Annotated in this window: 14 protein-coding genes; 7 read left to right on the top strand and 7 right to left on the bottom strand. The window is 70.0% G+C overall.

All coding sequences use genetic code 11. The features are described 5' to 3' along the window. Positions 1–39: 39 nt before the first annotated feature. The gene (gene mutS, locus AC06E6_RS08035; protein ID WP_240211710.1) at positions 40–2,610 is read left to right on the top strand and encodes a DNA mismatch repair protein MutS; all 2,571 of its coding nucleotides are present in this window, start codon (positions 40–42) and stop codon (positions 2,608–2,610) included. Between the two features lie 964 nt (positions 2,611–3,574). Here mutS and AC06E6_RS08030 read toward each other — a convergent pair. Further along, positions 3,575–4,198, bottom strand: coding sequence for a glutathione S-transferase family protein (locus AC06E6_RS08030; RefSeq protein ID WP_478060849.1), 624 nt, complete (start codon positions 4,196–4,198; stop codon positions 3,575–3,577). A 59-nt stretch (positions 4,199–4,257) separates the two neighbouring features. Next, entirely contained in the window at positions 4,258–4,962 is a 705-nt protein-coding gene (locus AC06E6_RS08025) for a helix-turn-helix transcriptional regulator (RefSeq protein ID WP_478060847.1), read from the bottom strand. A 145-nt stretch (positions 4,963–5,107) separates the two neighbouring features. On the opposite strand from AC06E6_RS08025, the gene AC06E6_RS08020 reads away from it, so the two are divergent. The 3 genes from AC06E6_RS08020 (at position 5,108) to AC06E6_RS08010 (ending at position 8,480) form a co-directional block, all read left to right on the top strand. Next, positions 5,108–5,767 carry a glutathione S-transferase family protein gene (locus AC06E6_RS08020; RefSeq protein WP_478060845.1) on the top strand — a complete coding sequence of 220 codons (660 nt, stop codon included), beginning with the start codon at positions 5,108–5,110 and terminating at the stop codon, positions 5,765–5,767. A 139-nt stretch (positions 5,768–5,906) separates the two neighbouring features. Then, positions 5,907–7,550 carry a catalase gene (locus AC06E6_RS08015; protein ID WP_427852807.1) on the top strand — a complete coding sequence of 548 codons (1,644 nt, stop codon included), beginning with the start codon at positions 5,907–5,909 and terminating at the stop codon, positions 7,548–7,550. A 324-nt stretch (positions 7,551–7,874) separates the two neighbouring features. Continuing rightward, positions 7,875–8,480, top strand: a complete 606-nt coding sequence (locus AC06E6_RS08010; protein ID WP_478060843.1) for a DUF937 domain-containing protein — start codon at positions 7,875–7,877, stop codon at positions 8,478–8,480. A gap of 102 nt (positions 8,481–8,582) precedes the next feature. Here the strand turns inward: AC06E6_RS08010 and AC06E6_RS08005 are convergent, their stop codons facing one another. Together AC06E6_RS08005 and AC06E6_RS08000 are read right to left on the bottom strand one after the other, a co-directional pair. Beyond that, positions 8,583–8,990, bottom strand: a complete 408-nt coding sequence (locus AC06E6_RS08005; RefSeq protein ID WP_104938384.1) for an RNA-binding S4 domain-containing protein — start codon at positions 8,988–8,990, stop codon at positions 8,583–8,585. Beyond that, positions 8,983–9,243, bottom strand: coding sequence for a hypothetical protein (locus AC06E6_RS08000; RefSeq protein ID WP_478060841.1), 261 nt, complete (start codon positions 9,241–9,243; stop codon positions 8,983–8,985). Before AC06E6_RS08000 ends, AC06E6_RS08005 begins: the two co-directional genes overlap by 8 nt. Before the next feature lie 104 nt (positions 9,244–9,347). On the opposite strand from AC06E6_RS08000, the gene AC06E6_RS07995 reads away from it, so the two are divergent. After that, positions 9,348–10,820, top strand: coding sequence for an MATE family efflux transporter (locus AC06E6_RS07995; protein WP_478060839.1), 1,473 nt, complete (start codon positions 9,348–9,350; stop codon positions 10,818–10,820). Between the two features lie 132 nt (positions 10,821–10,952). On the opposite strand, the gene AC06E6_RS07990 is transcribed toward AC06E6_RS07995, so the two are convergent. From AC06E6_RS07990 to AC06E6_RS07980, 3 genes are all read right to left on the bottom strand, one after another. Continuing rightward, on the bottom strand, positions 10,953–12,308 hold the full coding sequence (locus tag AC06E6_RS07990; protein WP_293765458.1) for a Gfo/Idh/MocA family protein: 1,356 nt from the start codon (positions 12,306–12,308) through the stop codon (positions 10,953–10,955). A gap of 121 nt (positions 12,309–12,429) precedes the next feature. After that, positions 12,430–15,408 carry a TonB-dependent receptor plug domain-containing protein gene (locus AC06E6_RS07985; protein WP_313229496.1) on the bottom strand — a complete coding sequence of 993 codons (2,979 nt, stop codon included), beginning with the start codon at positions 15,406–15,408 and terminating at the stop codon, positions 12,430–12,432. Between the two features lie 117 nt (positions 15,409–15,525). Further along, positions 15,526–18,888 carry a TIM-barrel domain-containing protein gene (locus tag AC06E6_RS07980; RefSeq protein WP_478060837.1) on the bottom strand — a complete coding sequence of 1,121 codons (3,363 nt, stop codon included), beginning with the start codon at positions 18,886–18,888 and terminating at the stop codon, positions 15,526–15,528. A gap of 313 nt (positions 18,889–19,201) precedes the next feature. On the opposite strand from AC06E6_RS07980, the gene AC06E6_RS07975 reads away from it, so the two are divergent. Then, a complete protein-coding gene (locus tag AC06E6_RS07975; RefSeq protein ID WP_104938379.1) occupies positions 19,202–20,356 on the top strand; it encodes an SIS domain-containing protein in 1,155 nt (384 codons plus the stop codon). Continuing rightward, positions 20,349–21,287, top strand: coding sequence for an ROK family protein (locus tag AC06E6_RS07970; RefSeq protein WP_240211586.1), 939 nt, complete (start codon positions 20,349–20,351; stop codon positions 21,285–21,287). Before AC06E6_RS07975 ends, AC06E6_RS07970 begins: the two co-directional genes overlap by 8 nt. Positions 21,288–21,300: the final 13 nt, after the last annotated feature.

The following is a 21,300-nucleotide window of genomic DNA, read 5'->3' as shown; positions in this document are numbered from 1 at the left end:
AGCAAGCCCAGCAAGGGTGGCGCAGAACACACGCCTTTAATGAAGCAGTTCTTCGCAGCCAAGGCCGATTACCCAGACCTGCTGCTGTTCTTCCGGATGGGCGATTTCTACGAGCTGTTCTATGACGACGCGCGCAAGGCCGCGCGGCTGCTGGACATCACCCTGACCCAGCGCGGCAGCTCCGGCGGCGCGCCGATCCCGATGGCCGGGGTGCCGGTGCATGCCTACGAGGGCTACCTGGCACGGCTGGTGGCGCTGGGCGAGTCGGTGGCGATCTGCGAGCAGATCGGCGACCCGGCGCTGGCCAAGGGCCTGGTCGAACGCAAGGTGGTGCGCATCGTCACCCCCGGCACGGTCACCGACGAAGCCCTGCTGGACGAACGCCGCGACACCCTGCTGATGGCGCTGTCGCGCAGCAAGCAGGGCTACGGCCTGGCCTGGGCCGACCTGGCCGGCGGCCGCTTCCTGGTCAACGAGGTCGAGACCGAGGACGCGCTGGAAGCGGAGCTGGCACGGCTGGAGCCGGCCGAGCTGCTGGTGCCGGACGAGGAGAACTGGCCGGGATTCCTGCGCCAGCGCAGTGGCGTGCGGCGCCGCGCGCCGTGGCTGTTCGACGCCGACAGCGGCCGCCGGCAGCTGCTTGCCTTCTTCAAGCTGCACGACCTTTCCGGCTTCGGCATCGACGACAAGCCGCGCGCCACCGCCGCCGCCGGCGCGCTGCTCGGCTATGTCGAGGAAACCCAGAAGCAGCGGCTGCCGCACCTGACCTCGATCGCGGTGGAAACCGCCGGCGAGGCGATCGCGATGAATGCCGCCACCCGCCGCCACCTGGAGCTGGACACGCGCGTGGACGGCGACACCCGCAACACCCTGCTGGGCGTGCTCGACAGCACGGTGACGCCGATGGGCGGGCGCCTGCTGCGACGCTGGCTGCACCGCCCGCTGCGCCTGCGCGAGGTGCTGCAGCAGCGTCACCACGCGGTGGCGACGTTGATCGACCGCGGCGTCGATGCCGACCTGCGCGAGTCGTTCCGCGCGCTTGGCGACATCGAGCGCATTCTCACCCGCATGGCGCTGCGCTCGGCGCGCCCGCGCGATTTCTCCACCCTGCGCGACGGCCTGGGCATGCTGCCGGCGATCGCCACGCAGTTGCAGGCGCTGGATTCGCCGCGCCTGCAGCAACTGCGCGCCGAGCTCGGCTCGCATGACGACAGCGCGCAGCTGCTGGCCGGCGCCATCGCCACGCAACCGCCGCTCAAGCTGTCCGACGGCGGGGTGATCGCCGAGGGCTTCGATGCCGAACTGGACGAGCTGCGTCGGCTGTCCACCCACGCCGACCAGTTCCTGATCGACCTGGAACTGCGCGAGCGCGAGAGCAGCGGCATCCCGACCCTAAAGGTCGGCTACAACCGGGTGCACGGCTACTACATCGAGATCAGCAAGGGCCAGGCCGACAAGGCGCCGGTGCACTACACCCGGCGGCAGACCCTGGCCAACGCCGAGCGCTACATCACCGAGGAGCTCAAGAACTTCGAGGACAAGGTGCTGTCGGCGCGGGAGCGCTCGCTGTCGCGCGAGAAATTGTTGTACGAAGGCCTGCTGGACAGCATCGGCGAGCGCCTGGAACCGCTCCGGCGCTGCGCCGCCGCGCTCAGCGAACTGGACGTGCTGGCCTGCTTCGCCGAGCGCGCGCAGGCGCTGGACTGGGCGCGACCGGAACTGGACACCGCGCCGTGCCTGAAGATCGAGCGCGGCCGCCATCCGGTGGTGGAAGCGGTGCGCGAGGCGCCGTTCGAGCCCAACGACCTGGACCTGCACCCACAGCGGCGCATGCTGGTCATCACCGGCCCGAACATGGGCGGCAAATCGACCTACATGCGGCAGAACGCACTGATCGTGCTGCTGGCCCACATCGGCAGCTTCGTGCCGGCCAGCCGCGCGGTGATCGGCCCGATCGACCGCATCCTCACCCGCATCGGCGCCGGCGACGACCTGGCCAAGGGCCAGTCGACCTTCATGGTGGAAATGGCCGAGACCAGTTACATCCTGCACCACGCCACCGCGCATTCGCTGGTGCTGATGGACGAGATCGGCCGCGGCACCTCCACCTACGACGGCCTGGCCTTGGCCGACGCGGTCGCGCGCCACCTGGCCCACGTCAACCGCTGCTACACCCTGTTCGCCACCCACTACTTCGAACTGACCGCGCTGGCCGATGAAACCCACGAGGGCGGCCCCAGTGGTATCGCCAACGTGCACCTGGACGCGGTGGAACATCACGATAAAAGCGGCGGCGAGACACTGGTGTTCATGCACGCGGTCAAGGACGGCCCGGCCAACCGCAGCTTCGGCCTGCAGGTGGCCGCGCTGGCCGGGTTGCCGCGCGCCACCGTGGCGCAGGCGCGGCGCCGCCTGGCCGAGCTGGAACAGCGTGGCGGCGAGACCCACGCCGCGCAGATGGCGCCACAGGCGCTGGACGCACCGCAGCAGTTCGGGTTGTTCGCGCCGGTTTCCTCGGCGGCACTGGAGGCGCTGCAGGCGATCGACCCGGACGAGCTGACGCCGAAACAGGCGCTGGAGGCGCTGTACCGCATGAAGTCGCTGCTGTGAGCGCACGCCCGCCGGCTGCACGCCCCTGCAGTTGCAGTTGCAGTTGCAGTTGCGGTTGCGGTTGCGGTTGCGGTTGCGGTTGCCCGTGATTGTGCTGTTGCTCTCCAGCTTTTGATTTCCGGGCCCCCTTCCGCAGCGACGGAGCCGGCGGGAAAAACCCGAAGGGCGACGCGCAGGGACGCGCGTCGTTTTTCGACGAGACAGGGACGTCTCGTCGAAAAATCCCACCGGCGGAGTGGACCCAGCCCGCGCAGTGGGCTGGGCGCGTAGGCAGGGGCGTGCTTTCTCTTGGTTACTTCTCTTTGCACGAGCAAAGAGAAGTAACTCGCTCCTGCGAAGCAGGGGCGAAAGCTCTGCTTTCAAGCTTCCGCTTCATGCTTGGCCTCTGCCTTGCGCTTAGCCTTGGGCTCTATCCTTTCCTCTGGCACTGGCTTGGCCTCTGGCTTGGTCCTTTGCCTATCGCTTTGACACACGCCTCCAAGAGAAGCGAGAGCAAGGGCAGAAACAGGATCAAAGGCTTTCGCTCCCCTTCGGTGCGCGAGCCACCTTGACCAGCCATCCGGCTGTTGAAAAACGCATCTTTGCTCGTGCAAAGAAACGTGGCCCAAAGAGGCGCTTTTCAACAGCCGGATGGCTGGTCAACACGCCCCTGTCTACGCGCCCGACGCGCTGCGCGCGCCGGGTCCACTCCGCCGGTGGGATTTTTCGACACGACCCAGCTGCGATGCAGCTGGGGCCGGGGCAGTCGCCTCACGGCGCCAGCCCGCTCACCGGGGCGAAGCAGTGCTTCGCCTATTTCCGGTTCGCCCCTGTCGTGTCGAAAAACGACGTGCGTCCCTGCACGTCGCCCCTGCGGGGTCTTGTCCGTTGGCTCCGTCACTGCGGAAAGGGATCCGGAAGTCAAAAGCGGAGCAACTTCACAAGCATGGCAACGGCAACAGCAACGGTGGGCAGCGTGCCGCTCTCAGGCGCTCTCTGCCCGTTCCGCCACCAGCGCATCGTCGCGCGCATTGGCCCGCTGTGCCGCCGGCCGCTGCAGATGCGCCGCCGCATACGCCTCGAACACCGGCCGCGATTCCAGCTCGCCGATACGCATGTAGTAGCCAAGCAACGCCGCCATGTACAGATCGGCGACGCTGAACCGGTCACCCACCAGATACCGCCTGCCCGCCAGCGCGCCCTCCACGGTGCGCATCAGGTCGGCCTCGTTGCCGTAGCCAGCCTCCCTCGCCGGCGCCAGCGCGCCGTGCCGGCGCGCGGTGATGAACGACTCCAGCGGACCGGCGGCAAACAGCACCCAGCGATAGCACGCACCGCGCGCGGCGGTGCCGGGGGGCGGCAGCAGCACCTTTTCCGGCACCAGGTCGGCCAGGTGCAGGCAGATGGCCGCGTTCTCGGTCACCACGGTGTCGTCGTGGCGCAGCGCGGGCACCTTGCCCATCGGGTTGATCGCCAGGTACGCCGGCGCCTTCATCGTGGTGCCGTAATCGAGGATGACCTCCTCGTAGGGCAGGCCGGTCTCTTCCAGCATCCAGCGCGCGATGCGGCCGCGGGAGAACGGATGGGTGTAGAAGGTCAGCGTGGTCATGGCGGGCTCCGGTACGGGAAGGAGCCGGCAGTGTGCGCGGGGACTGCTGACAGCCGCTGTCAGCAGTCAGCCGCCAGTGCCTGGCGCTGGCGCCGCTGCTCGCCCCAGCGCTTGAGCAGGCGGTGCCGCTGCTCCGGGTAGCACTGGCCGGTGTCGTGCAGGGCCAGCACGCGGTCGGCGCGGAAATGGCGGAAGTCGCCGCGCATCTCGCACCAGGCCGCCAACAGCCGGACCTCGGCCAGGAAGGCCATCGCGAACGGCCAGATCACCCGCTCGCTGGCGCGGTCTTCGGCATCGCGGTAATGGATGCGCACCGCATGCCCGGCGCGGATCGCGCGGCGCAGCGCCGGCAACCAGGATTCGGGCTCGGTCGGGTGCCACTGCGGCGCGTACAGGCCGCTGGTCTCGACCTGCAGGCGCAGGTTCTCCGGCAGCACCCCGGTCACCCGGTCCAGCGCGGCGCCGGCGGCAACGGCCAGGTCCGGATCGGCATGCGAGGCCACCCAGCGCACGCCGAGCACGATCGCCTCCAGTTCCTCTGCCGAGAACATCATCGGCGGCAGCAGGAATCCGCCCCGCAGCTGGTAACCGACGCCGGGGTCGCCGCCGATGTCCGCGCCCTGCCCGCGCAGCGCGTCGATGTCACGGTACAGCGTGCGCAGGCTCACCCCCAGGTGCTCGGCCAGGTGCGCGCCGCGCACCGGCTTGCGCCGCCGCCGCAGTTCGTCCAGCAGGTGCAGCAGGCGGGTGGCACGTTCGCTCATGCGGGACAATCCAGGGCGGTCCGGGGGCAGGCGCAGTCTGGCAGATGCCGGCCACCGCCGACATCCGGCACCGGCCGGGCCACCTTGCGCGGCGCCGGCATTGCGCCCACATTGCCGGCGTCGGCATCCGCCGCGGAGGGCTTCCATGTCGCTGCTGCTGTATGGCCACCCGTTCTCCTCGTACACGCAGAAGGTGCTCATCGCCCTGTACGAGAACGCCACCGCGTTCGAGTTCCGCATGCTCGGCCCGGATGCGCCGCTCAACGCGGCCGAATGGCTGCAGCGCTGGCCGCTGCGCAGGTTCCCGCTGCTGGTGGACGACGGGCGCAGCGTGGTGGAGAGCAGCATCATCATCGAATACCTGCAGCAGCGGCACCGCGGACCGGTGCCGCTGCTGCCGGACGATGCCGGCGCCGCGCTGGAGGTGCGCTTCCTCGACCGCTTCTTCGACCTGCATGTGATGAGCCCGGTGCAGCACGCGGTCGGCGGCGCGCTCAGCGGCGACGCCGGCAAGGCCGGCGATGCCCTGGCCAGCGCGGTGGAACGGCTGGAGCTGGCCTACGGCTGGCTCGAGGACACGCTGGCCGGCAGGCGGTGGGCGGCCGGGGCGGACTTCACCCTGGCCGACTGCGCCGCCGCGCCGGCGCTGTTCTATGCCGACTGGACCCACCGCATCGACGCCCGCTACCTGGTGCTGCGCGACTACCGGGCGCGGCTGCTCGCCCGCCCTTCGTTCGCGCGCGCGGTCGCCGCGGCGCGGCCGTATCGCGCGTTGTTCCCGCTGGGCGCGCCGGACCGCGACTGAGCGCAGGCGGCGGGCTCGACCGGCCTGCAACGCCATAGGCGGACCCTATGGTTCCGAGCGGATCATTCGATTTTTCATTTCACCGTCCCGTCGCTATCGTCGTCGCACTATGTTTCCCGATGCCAGCCAGGAGCCCGCCATGAGCAGCAACGACAGCAAACCCACCTGCCCGTACCATGCCGCGCCCACGCCGGCGCAGGCCGCGCAGTCGCAGCGCGACACCAGTACCACCCCGGCCCAGAAGCACGGTGACGCGCCGACCACGCCAATGACCACGGCGTTCGGCGCGCCGGTGGTGGACAACCAGAACAGCCGCACCGCCGGGCCGCGCGGACCGCTGCTGATGGAAGACGTGTGGCTGCTGGAGAAGCTGGCCAACCTCAACCGCGAAGTGATCCCCGAGCGGCGCATGCACGCCAAGGGTTCCGGCGCGTTCGGCACCTTCACCGTCACCCACGACATCACCCGCTATACCCGCGCCAGGCTCTTCTCCGAGGTCGGCAAGAAGACGGAGATGTTCGCCCGCTTCACCACCGTGGCCGGCGAACGCGGCGCGGCCGATGCCGAGCGCGACATCCGCGGCTTCGCGCTGAAGTTCTACACCGAGGAAGGCAACTGGGACCTGGTGGGCAACAACACCCCGGTGTTCTTCCTGCGCGACCCGCGCAAGTTCGCCGACCTCAACAAGGCGGTCAAGCGCGACCCGCACACCAACCTGCGCAGCGCGCGCAACAACTGGGATTTCTGGACCCTGCTGCCGGAGGCGCTGCTGCAGGTCACCGTGGTGATGAGCGACCGCGGCATCCCGCGCACGTTCCGCCACATGCATGGCTTCGGCTCGCATACCTACAGCTTCACCAACGCCGACGGCGAGCGCTTCTGGGTGAAGTTCCACTTCCACAGCCAGCAGGGCATCGAAGCGCTGACCGACGCGCAGGCGCAGGTGCTGGTCGGGCACGACCGCGAAAGCCACGGCCGCGACCTGTTCCAGGCGATCGAGCGCGGCGACTTCCCCCGGTGGAAGCTGTTCGTGCAGGTCATGCCGGAGCTGGAGGCTGAGACCTACCGCATCCACCCGTTCGACCTGACCAAGGTGTGGCCCAAGAGCGACTACCCGCTGATCGAGGTGGGCGAGTTCGAGCTCAACCGCAACCCGGCGAACTGGTACCAGGACGTGGAGCAGTCGGCGTTCGCGCCGAGCAACCTGGTACCGGGCATCGGTCCTTCGCCGGACAAGATGCTGCAGGCGCGGCTGTTCGCCTACTCCGACGCGCAGCGCTACCGGCTGGGCGTCAACCACCACCAGATCCCGGTGAACGCGGCGCGCTGCCCGGTGCACAGCAACCACCGCGACGGTGCCATGCGGGTGGACGGCAACTACGGCGGGTTGCCGCACTACGAGCCCAACAGCTACGGCCAGTGGCAGGAGCAGCCGCAGTACCGCGAGCCGCCGCTGCGCATCCGCGGCGATGCCGACTTCTGGAACTTCCGCGAGGACGACAGCGACTACTTCAGCCAGCCCGGCGCGCTGTTCCGCAGCTACGACGACGCGCAGAAGCAGCGCCTGTTCGACAACACCGCGCGCGCCCTGGGCGACGCCCCGGACTTCATCAAGCAGCGCCACGTGGACAACTGCAGCAAGGCCGACCCGGCCTATGGCGCCGGCGTCGCGGCGGCACTGAAGAAGCTGGCGGAGGCGGGGCCGGCCGACCCGTTCGCGCCGGCACAGCCGGAAGCGACGTTCCCCAGGGCAACGCCGGGCGCGGAAGACATCACGCTGTGACGCCCTTGGCCCCGCCCTGCGCGGCGGGGCCGCGGACACCTGCAAGCGGCGCCTGCGCCGCCACGCGGAGCGGGCGGTTGCCGCCCCACCGCCCGCTCCCCGCCAGGGCGGACATGCCGGCGCCGCGCCGGCCGTGACCGGCGCCGGGGTGGCGCTGCGCTGGCGGTCCGCGCCCCCGCCGCAATGGCCGCCGGGCGCGCACCGCACCGGCATACCGGCCGCATCCAGCGTGCCCCCCTGCCGCCTGCCCCGTGCGCCGGCGGCCGCGCATGGCGTCCGCCGGCGCTACCATGGCCGGGCATACCCACCGCAAGGATCCGCCCGATGAGCCTTACCGACGAGCTTCTTTCCCAATTGCAGGGCGCGCCGCTGCAACAGGTCTCCCAGCAGTTGGGACTGGACAGCCGGCAGGCCGCCGGCGCGGTCAGCGCGGCACTGCCGCTGCTGCTGGGCGCCCTGGGCAACAACGCCGCGCGGCCGCAGGGCGCCGAGGCGCTGTTCGGCGCGCTGCAGGACAACCACAGCGGCCTGGACATCGGCGGCGTGCTCGGCGCGGTGCTGGGCGGCGGCAGCAGCCCGGCCACCAACGGCGCGGGCATCCTCGGCCACATCTTCGGCGGCAACCAGGGCCGCGCCGAGGCCGGGCTGGCGCAGGCCACCGGCCTGGGCGGCGAGCGCGCCGGGCAACTGCTCCGGATCCTGGCGCCGGTGGTGATGGCCTACCTGGCCCAGCGCCTGTCCGCGGGCGACCAGGTCGACGCCGGTGGCCTGGGCCGCCTGCTTGGCGAGGAAAGACAACAGGTGGTGCAGCAGGGCGGTGTCGCCGGCGGCCTGCTCGGCAGCCTGCTCGACCAGGACGGCGATGGCCAGCTCGGCGTATCCGACCTGATCCGGCTTGGCAGCGGCCTGCTCGGCAGCGGCAAGCGCTGAGCCGGCGCCCGCGCGGTCTGAACGGCACCCGCTGGCGGCGGGGAGCGGCCCCGCCCGTGCCGCAGGCGGCCGTTGCCACGCGCCGCCAGGGCGCGGCCTCGCCTACAGCGCGTCGATGTCGCCCAGCGCGCGGATCAGCCGCCGCGCGCGTTTGTCCGGCTTGTGCTCCGGGGGCAGGTAGCCGTCGCGGGCGGCGGCGCGCTGCAGCCGCTGTTCCTCGCGCGCCCTGCGCGAGGCCTCGGTCTCCTGGTACAGCGCCTGCGCCACCGGTGCCGGCCCGCGCGTGTCGCTGAGACCGCGCACGCCGATCTCGAAAACCTCATCGCCGCGCTGCACGCGCAGGGCGTCGCCGACGCGGACCGCACGCGAGGATTTCGGGCGCTGCCCGTCCACCTCGACCTTGCCGGTCTCCACCGCGTGCTTGGCCAGGCTGCGGGTCTTGAAGAAACGCGCGGCCCACAGCCACACGTCCAGGCGGATGGTCGCCGGTACCTGTTGCGTTTCAGTCATGCTTTTTCTTGAAGTCCACGTCCATCGTCTCGCTGCGCGACGAACCGATGGTCCAGTTCAGGCCCTCGTCAGGGTTGCAGCGCCGGCTGCGCATCGATGGCGCGGCCCCCCTGGGCACCGGCTCGGCGGGCCCGGCGCCGACCAGGCAGTCGGCATGGTCGGACGGGCGCACGCCGGCGTCCATCAGCCGCGCGCTGTTGGCGCAGCCCGACAGGGCCAGCACCGCCATTGCGCCGCACAGCTGTCTGCGCACTCCCGTTCCTCCACTGGACATACCCGGACGCCATCGTAGCGGGACCTGCGTCCACCGTCACACCGGCAATGCTAGTGTCCGCATTCAGTCGCCGACCGCCGCCCATGACCGCCCCCGCCCCTGCCGCCCGCTCGCTGACCGAAGGCCCCATCGGGCGCAACCTGCTGCTGTTCGCCCTGCCGATCCTGGCCGGCAACATCGCCCAGTCGCTCAACGGCTCGGTCAACGCGATCTGGGTCGGCCGGTTCCTCGGCGAAGCGGCGCTGACCGCCACGGCCAACGCCAACAACATCATGTTCTTCCTGATCGGCTCGGTGTTCGGCATCGGCATGGCCGCCACCATCCTCATCGGCCAGGCGATGGGCGCGCGCGACGTGGTCCAGGCACGGCGGGTGATGGGCACCAGCGCCACCTTCTTCATCGGCATTTCGGTGCTGATCGCCATCGCCGGCTGGTTCATGGCGCATCCGCTGCTGCGGGCGATGGGTACCCCGGCCGCGTCGCTGCCGCTGGCCGAGGCCTACCTGCGGATCATCTTCCTGGCCACGCCGACGCTGTACGCCTTCGCCTTCCTCAGCGCGGCGCTGCGCGGTGCCGGCGACTCGCGCACGCCGTTCCGCTTCCTGCTGCTGTCGGTGGCGCTGGACATCGCGCTCAACCCGCTGCTGATCTTCGGCGTGGGCCCGTTCCCGCGGCTGGGCATCGCCGGTGCGGCGTGGGCCACGCTGCTGGCGCAGTCGCTGTCGCTGCTCGGCCTGCTGGCCTACATGCGCCAGCGCGGCCATGTGCTGTGGCTGGGGCGCAAGGACCTGGGGCTGCTGCGCATCGACCTGGCGATCCTGCGCGCACTGGTGGTCAAGGGCGTGCCGATGGGCCTGCAGATGGTGCTGATCTCGCTGTCGATGATCATGCTGATGACCATGGTCAACGATTACGGCACCGATACCGCCGCGGCCTATGGCGCGTCGCTGCAGTTGTGGACCTACGTGCAGATGCCGGCGATGGCGATCGGCGCGGCATGCTCGTCCATGGCCGCGCAGAACGTGGGCGCCGGCCATTGGAGCCGGGTCCGCGGCACCGCGCGCAAGGGCGTGCTGTACAACTTCGTGCTCACCGGGGTGCTGATCCTGCCGCTGGTCCTGCTGGACCGGCACTCGCTGGCACTGTTCCTGCCCGACGGCAGCCAGGCGCTGGCGGTCGCGCGGCACCTGAACCACATCGCGGTGTGGTCGTTCCTGTTCTTCGGCGTGAGCTTCGTGATTTCCGGCGTGGTCCGCTCCACCGGTGCGGTGATGGCCCCGCTGCTGATCCTGGCCGCCGCACTGTGGGGCGTGCGCGTGCCGTTTGCCGAACTGCTGCAGCCGTACTGGGGCGCCGATGCGATCTGGTGGAGCTTCCCGGTCAGTTCGCTGGTCTCGATGCTGCTGTCGCTGGCCTACTACCGCTGGGGCGGCTGGCGCAGGGCCAGGATGCTGGCGCCGCCGGCGCATGCCGGGGAGCTGGCGACGCCGGCCGAAGTGCCGGCGTGCCCGCCCTCGCCGGTGGCCGACGCCGATGCGGAAACCGCCACCCGCTGAAAGCCGGCAGGCGGCAGGCGCCCACTTCAGTGCGCGAAGGGCCTGCACGCAGGCCCTTCGCATTGCCGGCACACCCAGGTGCGGGATATCCGGGGAAAGCCCCCTCGCGCACCGGGGTGCGCTGCTGCGGGCTCAATAGCGCCCGTCGAACGCGAAGATCGGCTTGCGCTGGCGCCACAGGCCACCGGTGAAATCCGGAAACTCCAGGGTCTGGAAACCGTTGCCGATGGACTGCTCGGACAGCGGCGTGATCGCGCTCCAGGTCACCGCGTCGAAGATGTCGATCGGCATCGGCGCCTGCGCCTTGAGCGCCTCGACGAAGGCGTGGATCACGAACCAGTCCATGCCGCCGTGGCCGGCGCCGGCGGCGGTATCGGCATGCTGCTTCCACAGCGGGTGCTCGTACTGGTCCTGGTAGGCCTTGAAGTCCTCCCACTCGTGCGGCGGGCTGCGGCCCTCGATATGGATGCCGTGGTTGAGATCCATCCACAGGCCCTTGGTGCCCTGCACGCGGAAGCCCAGCGAGTACGGGCGCGGCAGCGACGTGTCGTGCTGCAGCAGGATGGTCTCGCCGTTGGCGCAGGCCAGGGTGGTGGTGACGATGTCGCCGAGCTTGAACTGCACCCGGGTGCTCGGATGCGTGGTGCCGCCACTCCTGGCCACGGTGTATTCATGCAGCCCGCGCGCCTTGCTGGCGAAGGCATTGATGTGGGTGAAGCGGTTGCCGCGGTTGATGCCGGTGTACATCGCGCAGGGGCCGATGCCATGGCTCGGGTACAGCTCGCCGTTGCGGGTGACCGAGTGTTCGGTGCGCCAGCGCGCCTCGGACCAGCCCTTGGGCCCGAATTCGACCCCGCTGCCGTAGGGATGGTCGGGATTGCCGTCGTTGAACTTCACCCCGCGCAGGTCATGCTGGTAACCGCCCTGCAGGTGCACCAGCTCGCCGAACAGGCCTTCGCGCACCATCTGCAGCGCCGCCATCACGTCGCGGCGGTAGCACACGTTCTCCAGCAGCATGTACGGGGTGCCGGTCTGCAGCTGGGTGTTGAGCACGTCCCAGTGGTCCTGCAGGGTGATGCCGGCCACCACTTCGCAGCCCACCGCGACCCTGGCCTGCATCGCCGCGATCGCCATCGGCGCGTGCAGTTCCCATGGCGTGGCGATGATCACCCCGTCCAGGCCACGCTGCTCCAGCAGGCGTTTCCAGGCGTTGGCATCGCCATCGGCGCCGTAGGTCCGCGGCACCGGCTTGCCGGCCCGGGTTGCCATGGCGGTGGCGCGGCCGAGCATGATCGGCTCGATGTCGCACAGCGCCACCATGTCCACGTCGTCACGGCGCAGCAGTTCCTTGAGCAGCACCTGGCCGCGCATGCCGGTGCCGATCATGCCCAGCCGCAGCCTGCGTCCGCGCGCCCAGGCCGGGGTCTCCGGCAACAGGCTGGTGGCGGCCAGCGCGGCGCCGGCCAGGATGAATTCCCTGCGTTTCATTGCATGTCCTCTTTGGCTTGGAATCACGCCCGTGGCGGCCGCCATGGCACGCCCCGGGCGGGCGAAGCAGGCGTGCTCCTCTTCATGCCATGCACGCGGGGGAGCACGCAACGGTGCGGCATCAGAACCGGTAGGTGGCGGTCACGCTGTAGATGCGGCCGAAGTTGTTGGTGTAGCCCGGGAAGTTCATCCAGTCGTTCGGGTCGTAGAACGGCAGGCGGTTGAACAGGTTCTTCACCGTCACCCCCACGCTCAGCTTCTCGACCGGCCGCCAGTTCACGCTCAGGTTGGCCGTCCACCACGACGGCGCGCCCTCGCACTGGCTGGGCGACACGTCGACGTAGCTGCCGGTGCAGGTTTCGGCGTTGTTGTCTTCCGCGTCGATGCGGTCATACGCCCACTTGGTGCCGCCGACATAGTTGATGTAGAAGCCGGTGTCCCAGTTGCCGTAGGTCCAGTTGGTGTTGAACGTGGCGCGCAGCCGCGGGTTGTTGTAGTAACCGACGAAGTTGCCGTAGTACCAGCCGTCGGCATCATCGGCGTTGTACATGTTGCGGTTGGCGATGGTCGCGGCCACGCCGACGTTCAGCCGGCCCCACTCGCCCAGGTCGAAGCGGCCGCGGGCGTCCACGTCCAGGCCGTCGACCAGGGTGCGGCCGCGGTTCTTGTACTGGCCGATCACGCTGGCCACGTTGCCGGTGCTGTAGCCCGGCAGGGTCGCCGGACAGGCCACGCCGCTGGCCGGGTCGGCGCACATGCGGGCCAGCGCGGCCAGGTTGGCCAGGTCGGTCTCGGTGATCGGGAAGCGGGTCATCGCGCTGATTTCTTCCGGCTTGCTGTAGTCCGGCGCGACGATCTCGTTGCGGCGGTACACGAACCAGTAGTCGGCCGACAGCGACAGCCAGTCGGTCGGCTCGAGCACGAAGCCGACGGTGGCGATCTTGGCCTTCTCCGGCTTCAGCTCGGGGTTGGGCTGGGTCATGCGCGCCACGTTGCGGCTGCAGTCGCTGTTCCACAGGCTGTTGCCCAGGTCCTTGTCGACGCCGCGCGCGGACTGGCGCAGCAGGCCGGCGATGGCATTGGTCTCGGCGCAGCGGGTCTCGTCGCGGTAGCCGCCGATCTGCGCGTACACGCCGCCGCTGCCGGACTCGGCCAGGCTGGGCGCGCGGAAGCCTTCGGAATAGGTACCGCGCAGCATCAGCTGCGGCAGCGCCTGGTACTTCAGGCCGATCTTCGGCGCCAGGTTGGCGCTGAAGCCGGGGTACTTGTCCACGCGCAGCGCGGCGTCCAGCTCCAGCTTGTCGGTGATCGGCGCCACCGCTTCGGAGAACAGCGCGTAGGTGTTGCGCTTGCCGTCGAACCACGAGCCGCCCTGCTGGGTGATCAGGCCGTTGGCGGCGTCCGGGTTGCCGGGGGTATAGAAGGTCTCGCGGGTGGCGTTGAAGCCGAACGCGGCGCGCACTTCGCCGGCCGGCAGGTTGAACAGCGGGCCTTCGATCTTGCCGTCCAGGGTATGCAGGCGCGTCCACGACTGGATGTCGAAGGTCGGGAATGCCTCGCGGATCAGCGCGGCATTGGCTTCGCTCAGCTCGCCGAACTTGTACGCCGGGTGGTCGGAAATGATCACCCGGCCGGTGCCCGGGTCGACGGTGTACGGGCCGAAGGCCTTCTCGAAGCCGCGCAGGTTGACGTTGGTGGTCTGGTAGGTGACCGAATGCGAGCCGGCGGTGGCGAAGGCGGTTTCCCAGTTCCAGTCGCCGATGCTGCCGCGCAGGCCGGCCACCGCGCGGTAGCTCTTGTCGGTATTGCGCTGGCCGAAGTGGTTGCCGCCCACGTCCTGCAGCAGGTAGCCCAGGCCGACCACGCCGCCCATCAGCGCCTTCAGCTCGGGGCTGGCGTGGTTGTACTCGTTGTTCGGGCCGAGGAACGGATACAGGAACTGGTTGACCGTGTTGCCGGTATTGCGCGAGAACCAGCTCTGCGGGTTGCCGGTGGTGGTGCCGTAGGCGCGCGGGGTGCCGCCATTGGCGCGCAGGTCGATGTCGGTATAGGTGACCTCGGCGAACGCCTCGGTGGCATCGTTCACCACGAAGTGGCCGTTGACGTAGGCGGTGACCCGGCGGGAGTCGGCGCCGCCGTTGATCTGGCGGTTCATCCAGGTCTGCCAGATGCAGCGGGTGCCGCTGCTCACCTGCAGCACGTTCTTGCAGCCCGGCGCGGCCTCGTCCACGCGCGCCTTGGTGACCGGGTCGAAGGCGAAGTAGTACCCCGGGTTGAACACCCCCGGCGCACTGCCCGTGCCCAGGCGCAGGTTCTTGATGTAGTCCGGATTGTTGACGTAGAACTGGGCCGGGTTCTTGTCGTACCACTCGCTGTCGGGGATGCCGTCGCGCTCGTACAGGTTGACGCTGGCGTAGACGTTGTAGCGGTCGCGGGACAGGTCGCCGAAGCCGCCGGTGATGCTGGCCTGCTTCTCGCCGTAGGAGTCGAAGCGCGGCGCGGTGTCCCAGGTGCCGCTGACCTCCAGGCCCTGGTAGCTGCGCTTGGTGATGACGTTGATGACGCCGGCCACCGCATCGGTGCCGTACACCGCGGAGGCACCGTCGGTCAGCACTTCCATGCGTTCGATCGCGGCCGCGGGAATGGCGTCGATGTTGACGAACTGGGTCTGGAAGCCCGACGGCGCGCCGTAGTACGACAGCCGGCGGCCATTGAGCAGCACCAGCGTGCCCTGCGGGCCGAGGCCGCGCAGGTTGGCCTGCGAGGCGCCGTCGGAACCGGTGAACAGCGACTTGGAATCGACCTGGGCCGGGCGCGCGGCCGGCAGGTTGTCCAGCACCTGCAGCAGGGTGCGGGCGCCCATGTTCTGGATGTCCTGCTTGCTGATCACCTGTACCGGCGAGGCGGTTTCCACGTCGGTGCGGCGGATGTTGGAACCGGTGACCTCGACGCGGGCCAGTTCGGTGGTCTTTTCCTTGTCCTTGTCCTTGCCGGCATCCTGCGCGAGGGCCGGCGCGGCGATGGCGATCAGGGCGCTGGCCACGGCCAGCGACAGCGGCGTGGACAGGCAACGGGTGGGATTGCGGCGGGCTGGCAACATCGGGGTTCTCTCCTGGCGGTGACGCACGGAACAGCGGATGGCGGGCATGGCGATCCCGTTCCACGGCCGCGACGGCCGTGGGCGGTGTGTTGGGGGAGCAGCGGTGTTACGCGGGGGTCATGGGGCGACGAGTTCGGCGGAGTCGCCCTCCTCGCCGATCAGCACGGCATTGGCCCAGTTGCCACAGACCTGGGCGGGTTGGCTGCCCTGCGCACCCAGCGTGCGCAGGCTCAGCGCGGACAGGCCGCGGATGTCCAGCTCCGGCTTGACCACGCCGGGCGCCTTCACCAGGCCACTGTCGTAGAGCAGGCGGCCATCGCCCCAGACCTGGAACTGCAGGCCGCCGGCGGCGCGGCAGGCATCGTCGATGCCGAGGTCGGCGCGCAGCAGCTGCCAGTGGCCGGTGAGTGCCAGGTCGATGCGGCTGTCGGCCCCCACGCCCAGCCCGCTGCGGAACTGCAGGCCGTTCATGCGCATGCCGGCATCGCCGCGGAACGCGCGGTCGGCCCGCACCTGGCCGGCCAGCGCGGCGGGCAGCGGCAGCCGGGAGAGGTATTGCTGCCGTGCCGGCCGCTCCGGTCGGCGTTGCTCGAGGATGCGGAAAGTGGACAGTGCGATCGGACCGACGTCGCGCGGCCGCAGCGCATCGACGGCGCGTGCCATGGCGCCCTGCGCGGCGCTGACCATCGGGTCGCTGGCCGCGGCACCGTCGCCGTCCGGGTTCTGCACGCCCAGCACGCGGAAGCGCAGCAGGCGGCCGGCATGGGCCGGGAAATCGATGCGCTGCAGGCCTTCTTTCAGCGGCAGGCGGCCGCGTGCGACCGGCTCGCCCCATTCGCCGTTGCTGTCGGCCAGGTAGACCTCGTAGTCGCGTACCTGGCCGTGCTTCCAGTGCTGGTCGTTGCGCGGTGCCAGTTCGATGCCGTCGATCATCCTGCGCTCGCCGAAGCCGATCACCCATTCGTGGGCGCCGGTGCGGATGGCCTGGTTGCGCACGGTGCGGAACCAGGTGGCCGGATCGTCGTCGAAGGCGTTCTCCAGCGGGTAGCCGTTTTCCTCGGCCGGGCGGTTGACCACCAGCAGGCTGTCCGGCGGCAGCGCCCGACCCTGTTCCGGGGCGGCCGGGAACGCGTCGTCGGCTGCCGCGGCGGCCACCGGGAAGTCCAGCTGCAGCTGCAGCGGCTGGCGGATGTCCACCGCCGCGGTGCGCACGTGCAGGGTGCCGCGGCGCTCGCCGGGGTCGAAGTACCAGCCTTCGCCGGCCGCATCGAAAGCGGTGGCATCGGCGAGCGCGGGCAGCGCGCGGCCGTCCAGCCGCACCGCGGCCGGTGCCTGCCGGTTGAGCACGCGCAGGCCGTAGCGGCGCTGCGCCAGCTGGCCGCGGTATTCGCCCTGCACCGCCTCGATGCGCACCTGCACCGGGCCACTGCCCTGCGCCGGCGCCTGCACGCGGATCTGCTGGGTGCTCGATTCGCCCTGCTGGTAGCGGCGCGTGTTGCCGTCGTCCTCGTACAGCGTGTACTGCGAATCGCCCTGCGGATACAGGTCGAACGTCACCTCATCCAGCGGCTTCTCGCCGTCGAACAGCATGGCCGGGTACATCGGCAGGATCGCGCCGGCGCGCACGAACACCGGCAGCGTCGCCAGGTCCACCTGGCGGTCGAGCTGGCGGCCGTCGGCGCCGGCCTGCACGCGGCGGCCGTCCCAGTAGTCGATCCAGCCGCCGGCCGGCAGGTGGATGTCGCGGCGCCAGCCGCGGCTGGCGGCCTGGCTGCGGTACACCGGCGCCACCAGCAGGTCGCGGCCGAGCAGGAACTGGTACTTGTAGGTTTCGTCGCGCGCGTGCGGATCGCGAGGGTAGTCCCACATCAGCCCGCGCACCGGCGGCGCGCCGGTCTGCGCGGCCTCGTGCACCAGCCCGTACATGTACGGGGTCAGGCGCATCTTCAGCTTGAGGTAGTCGCGGTTGATCGAGCGATAGGGTTCGTCGAACCACCACGGGTGCTTGCGCGCGTTGGACGACCAGCCCGACATGCCCATCAGCACCGGGGTGAACGCCTTCCACTGCAGGTCGCGGGTGAAGGTCTCGGCGCTGCCGCCGAAGATCGCGTCGACGTCGCCGCTGGCGTAGGCCATGCCGGACAGGCCCGAGCCGACCAGGGTCGGCACGTGCCAGCGGATGTAGTCCCAGCTGCTGCTCTGGTCGCCGGTCCAGGCCACGGCGTAGCGCTGGATCCCTGCCCAGCCCATCACCGTCCACAGGAACGGGCGCGAGTCGGAATTGTCGAGGATGCCGTTGAACGCCTGGCGGTTGGCGTCCATCGCGAACTGGTAGCCCTGGCCGGTCCAGGCCACGTCCAGCTTCTGCACGCGGCTGCCGGCCTTGCCCACTTCCCAGGCGATCTTGTCCACCCCGTTCTCGGTCCACAGGCCGGTCCTGAAGCCGTACTTCGCCAGCCCCTGCACGGTCTCGGGCAGTTGTTTGTAGCCGCAGCCGTAACCGTCGTTGGGCAGGATCCAGCCGCCGGGCATGTCGTGCTCGCGGTACTGCCTGGCGACGCTGTCGACCACGTCCGGCGTGGTCCCGGTGGGGCCATCGCTCCAGCCTTCGGGCACGCTGCCGGGCTTCTTGATGTTGTCGCCGTCGTTGTAGCAGTCGGCATCGCCGTAGGACAGCGCCCAGCGCGCGACCATGTTCGGGCGGCCGGTCAGCTGCGTGTAGCGCTCGATCAGCCGCGGCAGGTCGGCGCCGACGAAGTAGTAGGCGTCGAAGCGGTCCTCGCGGTGCAGCAGCGTGGCCTGGTCGGGCTGGCGCAGGTCGTAGCTGCCATCGCTCCAGGTGTTGCGCAGCATGCCCCAGCCGCGCGAGCTGAGCAGCATCGGCGCCGGGCTGGGGCGGTCGCCCTCCTCCCAGCCGCCGGAATAGGAAATCTCCAGCTCGCGGCCCTTGAACTGGAAGCGGCCGTTCTGCTGGCCGCCGCCGAAGAACGCCTCGTCGGCCTGCGAGGACAGCACCTGCACGCTCTGCGCGGCATCCAGGTCCAGCGGCTGCAGTTCCTGCCACAGGGCGGTGGGCCGGCCAGCGTCCAGCCGCTCCAGGCGCAGCCGCAGCGGCTGCCGCTGCACGTGCAGCACCAGGGCATCGGTGCGCACGCGGATTTCCTGCGCGTCCTGTTCCAGTTGCGCCTGCACGCCGGCCGTGGGCTGCGGCAGCACGATGGGCGCGGCCTTGTCACCGGCACCACTCAGCCTGCCCTTGCGCCCGGCCTGCACGCGGATGATGTCGGCGGCCGGCAGTTCGATGCGCACGCGCGTGCCGGTGTCGGTGAGCAGGTCCCAGCCACGCACGCCGTCGCGGCCATCGCCGGCGCTGACCGCACGCAGGTTGCCCACCGGCTCGGCCTGCGCCGGCAGCGCCGGCAGCAGCAGGACGGAAAGCAGCGCCACCGGCAGTGGCAGACGTCGTACGCGGTTGTGCACCCTTGCTCCCCAGGCCCGATCGGGCATCCGATGGCGTTGCGCCGACTCTAGGGCAGCAATTCGAAAGATGTCAACAAAATGAAAGCAAAAGATAAGGATTTTTTGATAAATCGAAAGTTTGTGCAAAGCACCACTTTCTTTATCGGCATTCACCTGCCGTATCGTGGCAACGAAAGATAGGGCGCACAGAACTTTCGTTCGGCGTCATGACCCGCACAGGCTCGTGCGCCGAAAGTTATCTTTCCTTTTTCTTTCGATGTTTGACATTTCGAAAGAAAAAGCAGATCGTGCGCTGGCCCAACAGGAACCAAGAATGGACGCCACCCTGCTTACCGATCTATCTGCCTGGCAGCGCCTGGGCGGAGCCGATACCGCCGCCGAAATCGCCCAGCAGCCGGCGTTGTGGGACGCCCTGGCCGCAGACCTGGGGCGCGACCGCGAACGCCTGCAGGCGTTCCTCGGCCAGCGCCTGTCCGACCCGGCGCAGCGCGTGCTGTTCACCGGCGCCGGCAGCTCTGGCTTCATCGCCGAGATGGTCGCCGACCATATCAACGCGCAGTGGCCGGCGGACGTGCGCGCGGTGCATACCACCAGCCTGCTGACCCATCCGGCGCTGTATCTGCAGCGCGAACGCCCGACCCTGCTGGTGTCCTTCGGCCGCAGCGGCTCGAGCCCGGAAAGCGTGGCCGCGGTCGAGCGCGTGCGTGCCGACGTGGACGATGCCTGTTTCCTGGATATCACCTGCAATGCGGACGGCGAACTGGCGCGGCGTGGCGCCGGCCGCGCCGACACCTGCACCCTGCTGATGCCGGCGGCCAGCTGCGACCGCGCCTTCGCCATGACCAGCAGCCTGAGCTGCATGCTGCTGGCGGCGCTGGCGGTGTTCGAGCGCGCCCCATGGAACGAACGCGGCGCGCGCATCGGCCAGGTCGCCGCGCTGGCGCGGCAGGGCCTGCGCGCATGGGACGCGCCGGTGGCCGCGCTCGCCACGCAGCCGTTCGAGCGGGTGATCTACCTGGCCAGCGGCCCGCTGGAGGCACTGGCGCGCGAAGCCGCGCTGAAGGTGCTGGAGCTCACCGCCGGCCGCGTGCTGGCGATGGCCAACACCCCGCTGGGCTTCCGCCATGGCCCCAAATCCACCCTCGACCCGCGCACCCTGGTGGTGATGCTGCGCAGCGTGCAACCGTTGGCGCGCCGCTACGAGCAGGACCTGCTGGAAGAACTGCGCGGCGACGGCGTGGCCGGCAGGGTGCTGTCGCTCGGCCCGCATTCGGACATCGGCGCCGGCGACGACTTCACCCTGCAGGTGCCGGCGCTGGCCGATGCCTGGCTGGCGCCGGCGTGGCTGCCGTTCGCCCAGCTCTACGCGCTGCGCCGCTCGGCCGCGCTGGGGCTGACGCCGGACAACCCGTTCCCCGACGGCACCGTCAACCGCGTGGTCAAGGGCGTCACCATCCACCATGGCTGAGTCCATCGCCAACGCCTGCTACGGCATCGATATCGGCGGCACCAAGATCGAACTGGTGGCCTGCGATGCGGCGCTGCAGGTGGCCTGGCGCAAGCGCATCGCCACCCCGCAGGGCGACTATGCCGGCTTCCTACTGGCCGTCCAGCAACTGGTCGCCGATGCCGATGCGGCACTGGGCCGGGGCGCACGGGCCATCGGCATCGCCCTGCCCGGGGTGCGCGAGCGCGCCAGCGGCCGCCAGCTCAGTGCCAACGTACCGGCCCTCACCGGCCAGTACGTCGCCCGCGACCTGCAGGCGCTGCTGCAGCGCCCGCTGCATTTCGGCAATGACCTGCAGTGCTTCGCACTGTCCGAAGCGCATGGCGGGGCCGCCGATGGCTACCCCAGCATGTTCGGCGCGATCCTCGGCACCGGTGCCGGCGGCGGCTACTGCGTGCAGGGCCGGCTGATCGGCGGCTTCAACGGCCTGGCCGGCGAATGGGGCCACTGGAGCGTGCCCGCCAACCTGCTGCAGCGCCACGGCCTGCCGCTGCTCGACTGCGGCTGCGGCCTGCGCGGCTGCGTGGAGCGCTATGTCTCCGGCAGCGGCGTGGCGATGATCGAGCGCCACCTCGGCGGCGGCGCCGGCAACGCCAGCGACGTCATCGCCCTGGCCGAGGCCGGCGACGCGCGCGCGCGGCAGGCGCTGGACATCCACTGCGACCTGCTCGGCCACAGCCTGGCGGCGCTGGTACTGGCGCTGGACCCGCATGTGATCGTGCTCGGCGGCGGCCTGTCGCAGTACGCGCCGCTGTACCAGCAGCTGCCGGCGGCGATCGCCGCGCACCTTTTCGCCGGCGTGCAGGTGCCGCCGATCGTGCCGCCCCGCTTCGGCGATGCCGGTGGCGCGCGTGGCGCCGCCCTGCTCGCCTGCCAGCCCACTTTTTCCTGACCCCGGGAGTTGG

This window comes from Stenotrophomonas sp. Steno-Z10-HUANG (assembly GCF_056393075.1).
This window is presented reverse-complemented; position numbering and strand designations above follow the sequence as displayed.

Excerpts from the sequence above, each read along its gene's own strand:
- mutS (WP_240211710.1), top strand. The coding sequence starts at position 40 with ATGAAGCAGTTCTTCGCAGCCAAGGCCGATTACCCAGACCTGCTGCTG.
- AC06E6_RS08020 (WP_478060845.1), top strand. The coding sequence starts at position 5,108 with ATGTCGCTGCTGCTGTATGGCCACCCGTTCTCCTCGTACACGCAGAAG.
- AC06E6_RS08005 (WP_104938384.1), bottom strand. The coding sequence starts at position 8,990 with ATGACTGAAACGCAACAGGTACCGGCGACCATCCGCCTGGACGTGTGG.
- AC06E6_RS08015 (WP_427852807.1), top strand. The coding sequence starts at position 5,907 with ATGAGCAGCAACGACAGCAAACCCACCTGCCCGTACCATGCCGCGCCC.
- AC06E6_RS08025 (WP_478060847.1), bottom strand. The coding sequence starts at position 4,962 with ATGAGCGAACGTGCCACCCGCCTGCTGCACCTGCTGGACGAACTGCGG.
- AC06E6_RS07985 (WP_313229496.1), bottom strand. The coding sequence starts at position 15,408 with ATGTTGCCAGCCCGCCGCAATCCCACCCGTTGCCTGTCCACGCCGCTG.
- AC06E6_RS07990 (WP_293765458.1), bottom strand. The coding sequence starts at position 12,308 with ATGAAACGCAGGGAATTCATCCTGGCCGGCGCCGCGCTGGCCGCCACC.
- AC06E6_RS08010 (WP_478060843.1), top strand. The coding sequence starts at position 7,875 with ATGAGCCTTACCGACGAGCTTCTTTCCCAATTGCAGGGCGCGCCGCTG.
- AC06E6_RS07975 (WP_104938379.1), top strand. The coding sequence starts at position 19,202 with ATGGACGCCACCCTGCTTACCGATCTATCTGCCTGGCAGCGCCTGGGC.
- AC06E6_RS08030 (WP_478060849.1), bottom strand. The coding sequence starts at position 4,198 with ATGACCACGCTGACCTTCTACACCCATCCGTTCTCCCGCGGCCGCATC.
- AC06E6_RS07995 (WP_478060839.1), top strand. The coding sequence starts at position 9,348 with ATGACCGCCCCCGCCCCTGCCGCCCGCTCGCTGACCGAAGGCCCCATC.
- AC06E6_RS07970 (WP_240211586.1), top strand. The coding sequence starts at position 20,349 with ATGGCTGAGTCCATCGCCAACGCCTGCTACGGCATCGATATCGGCGGC.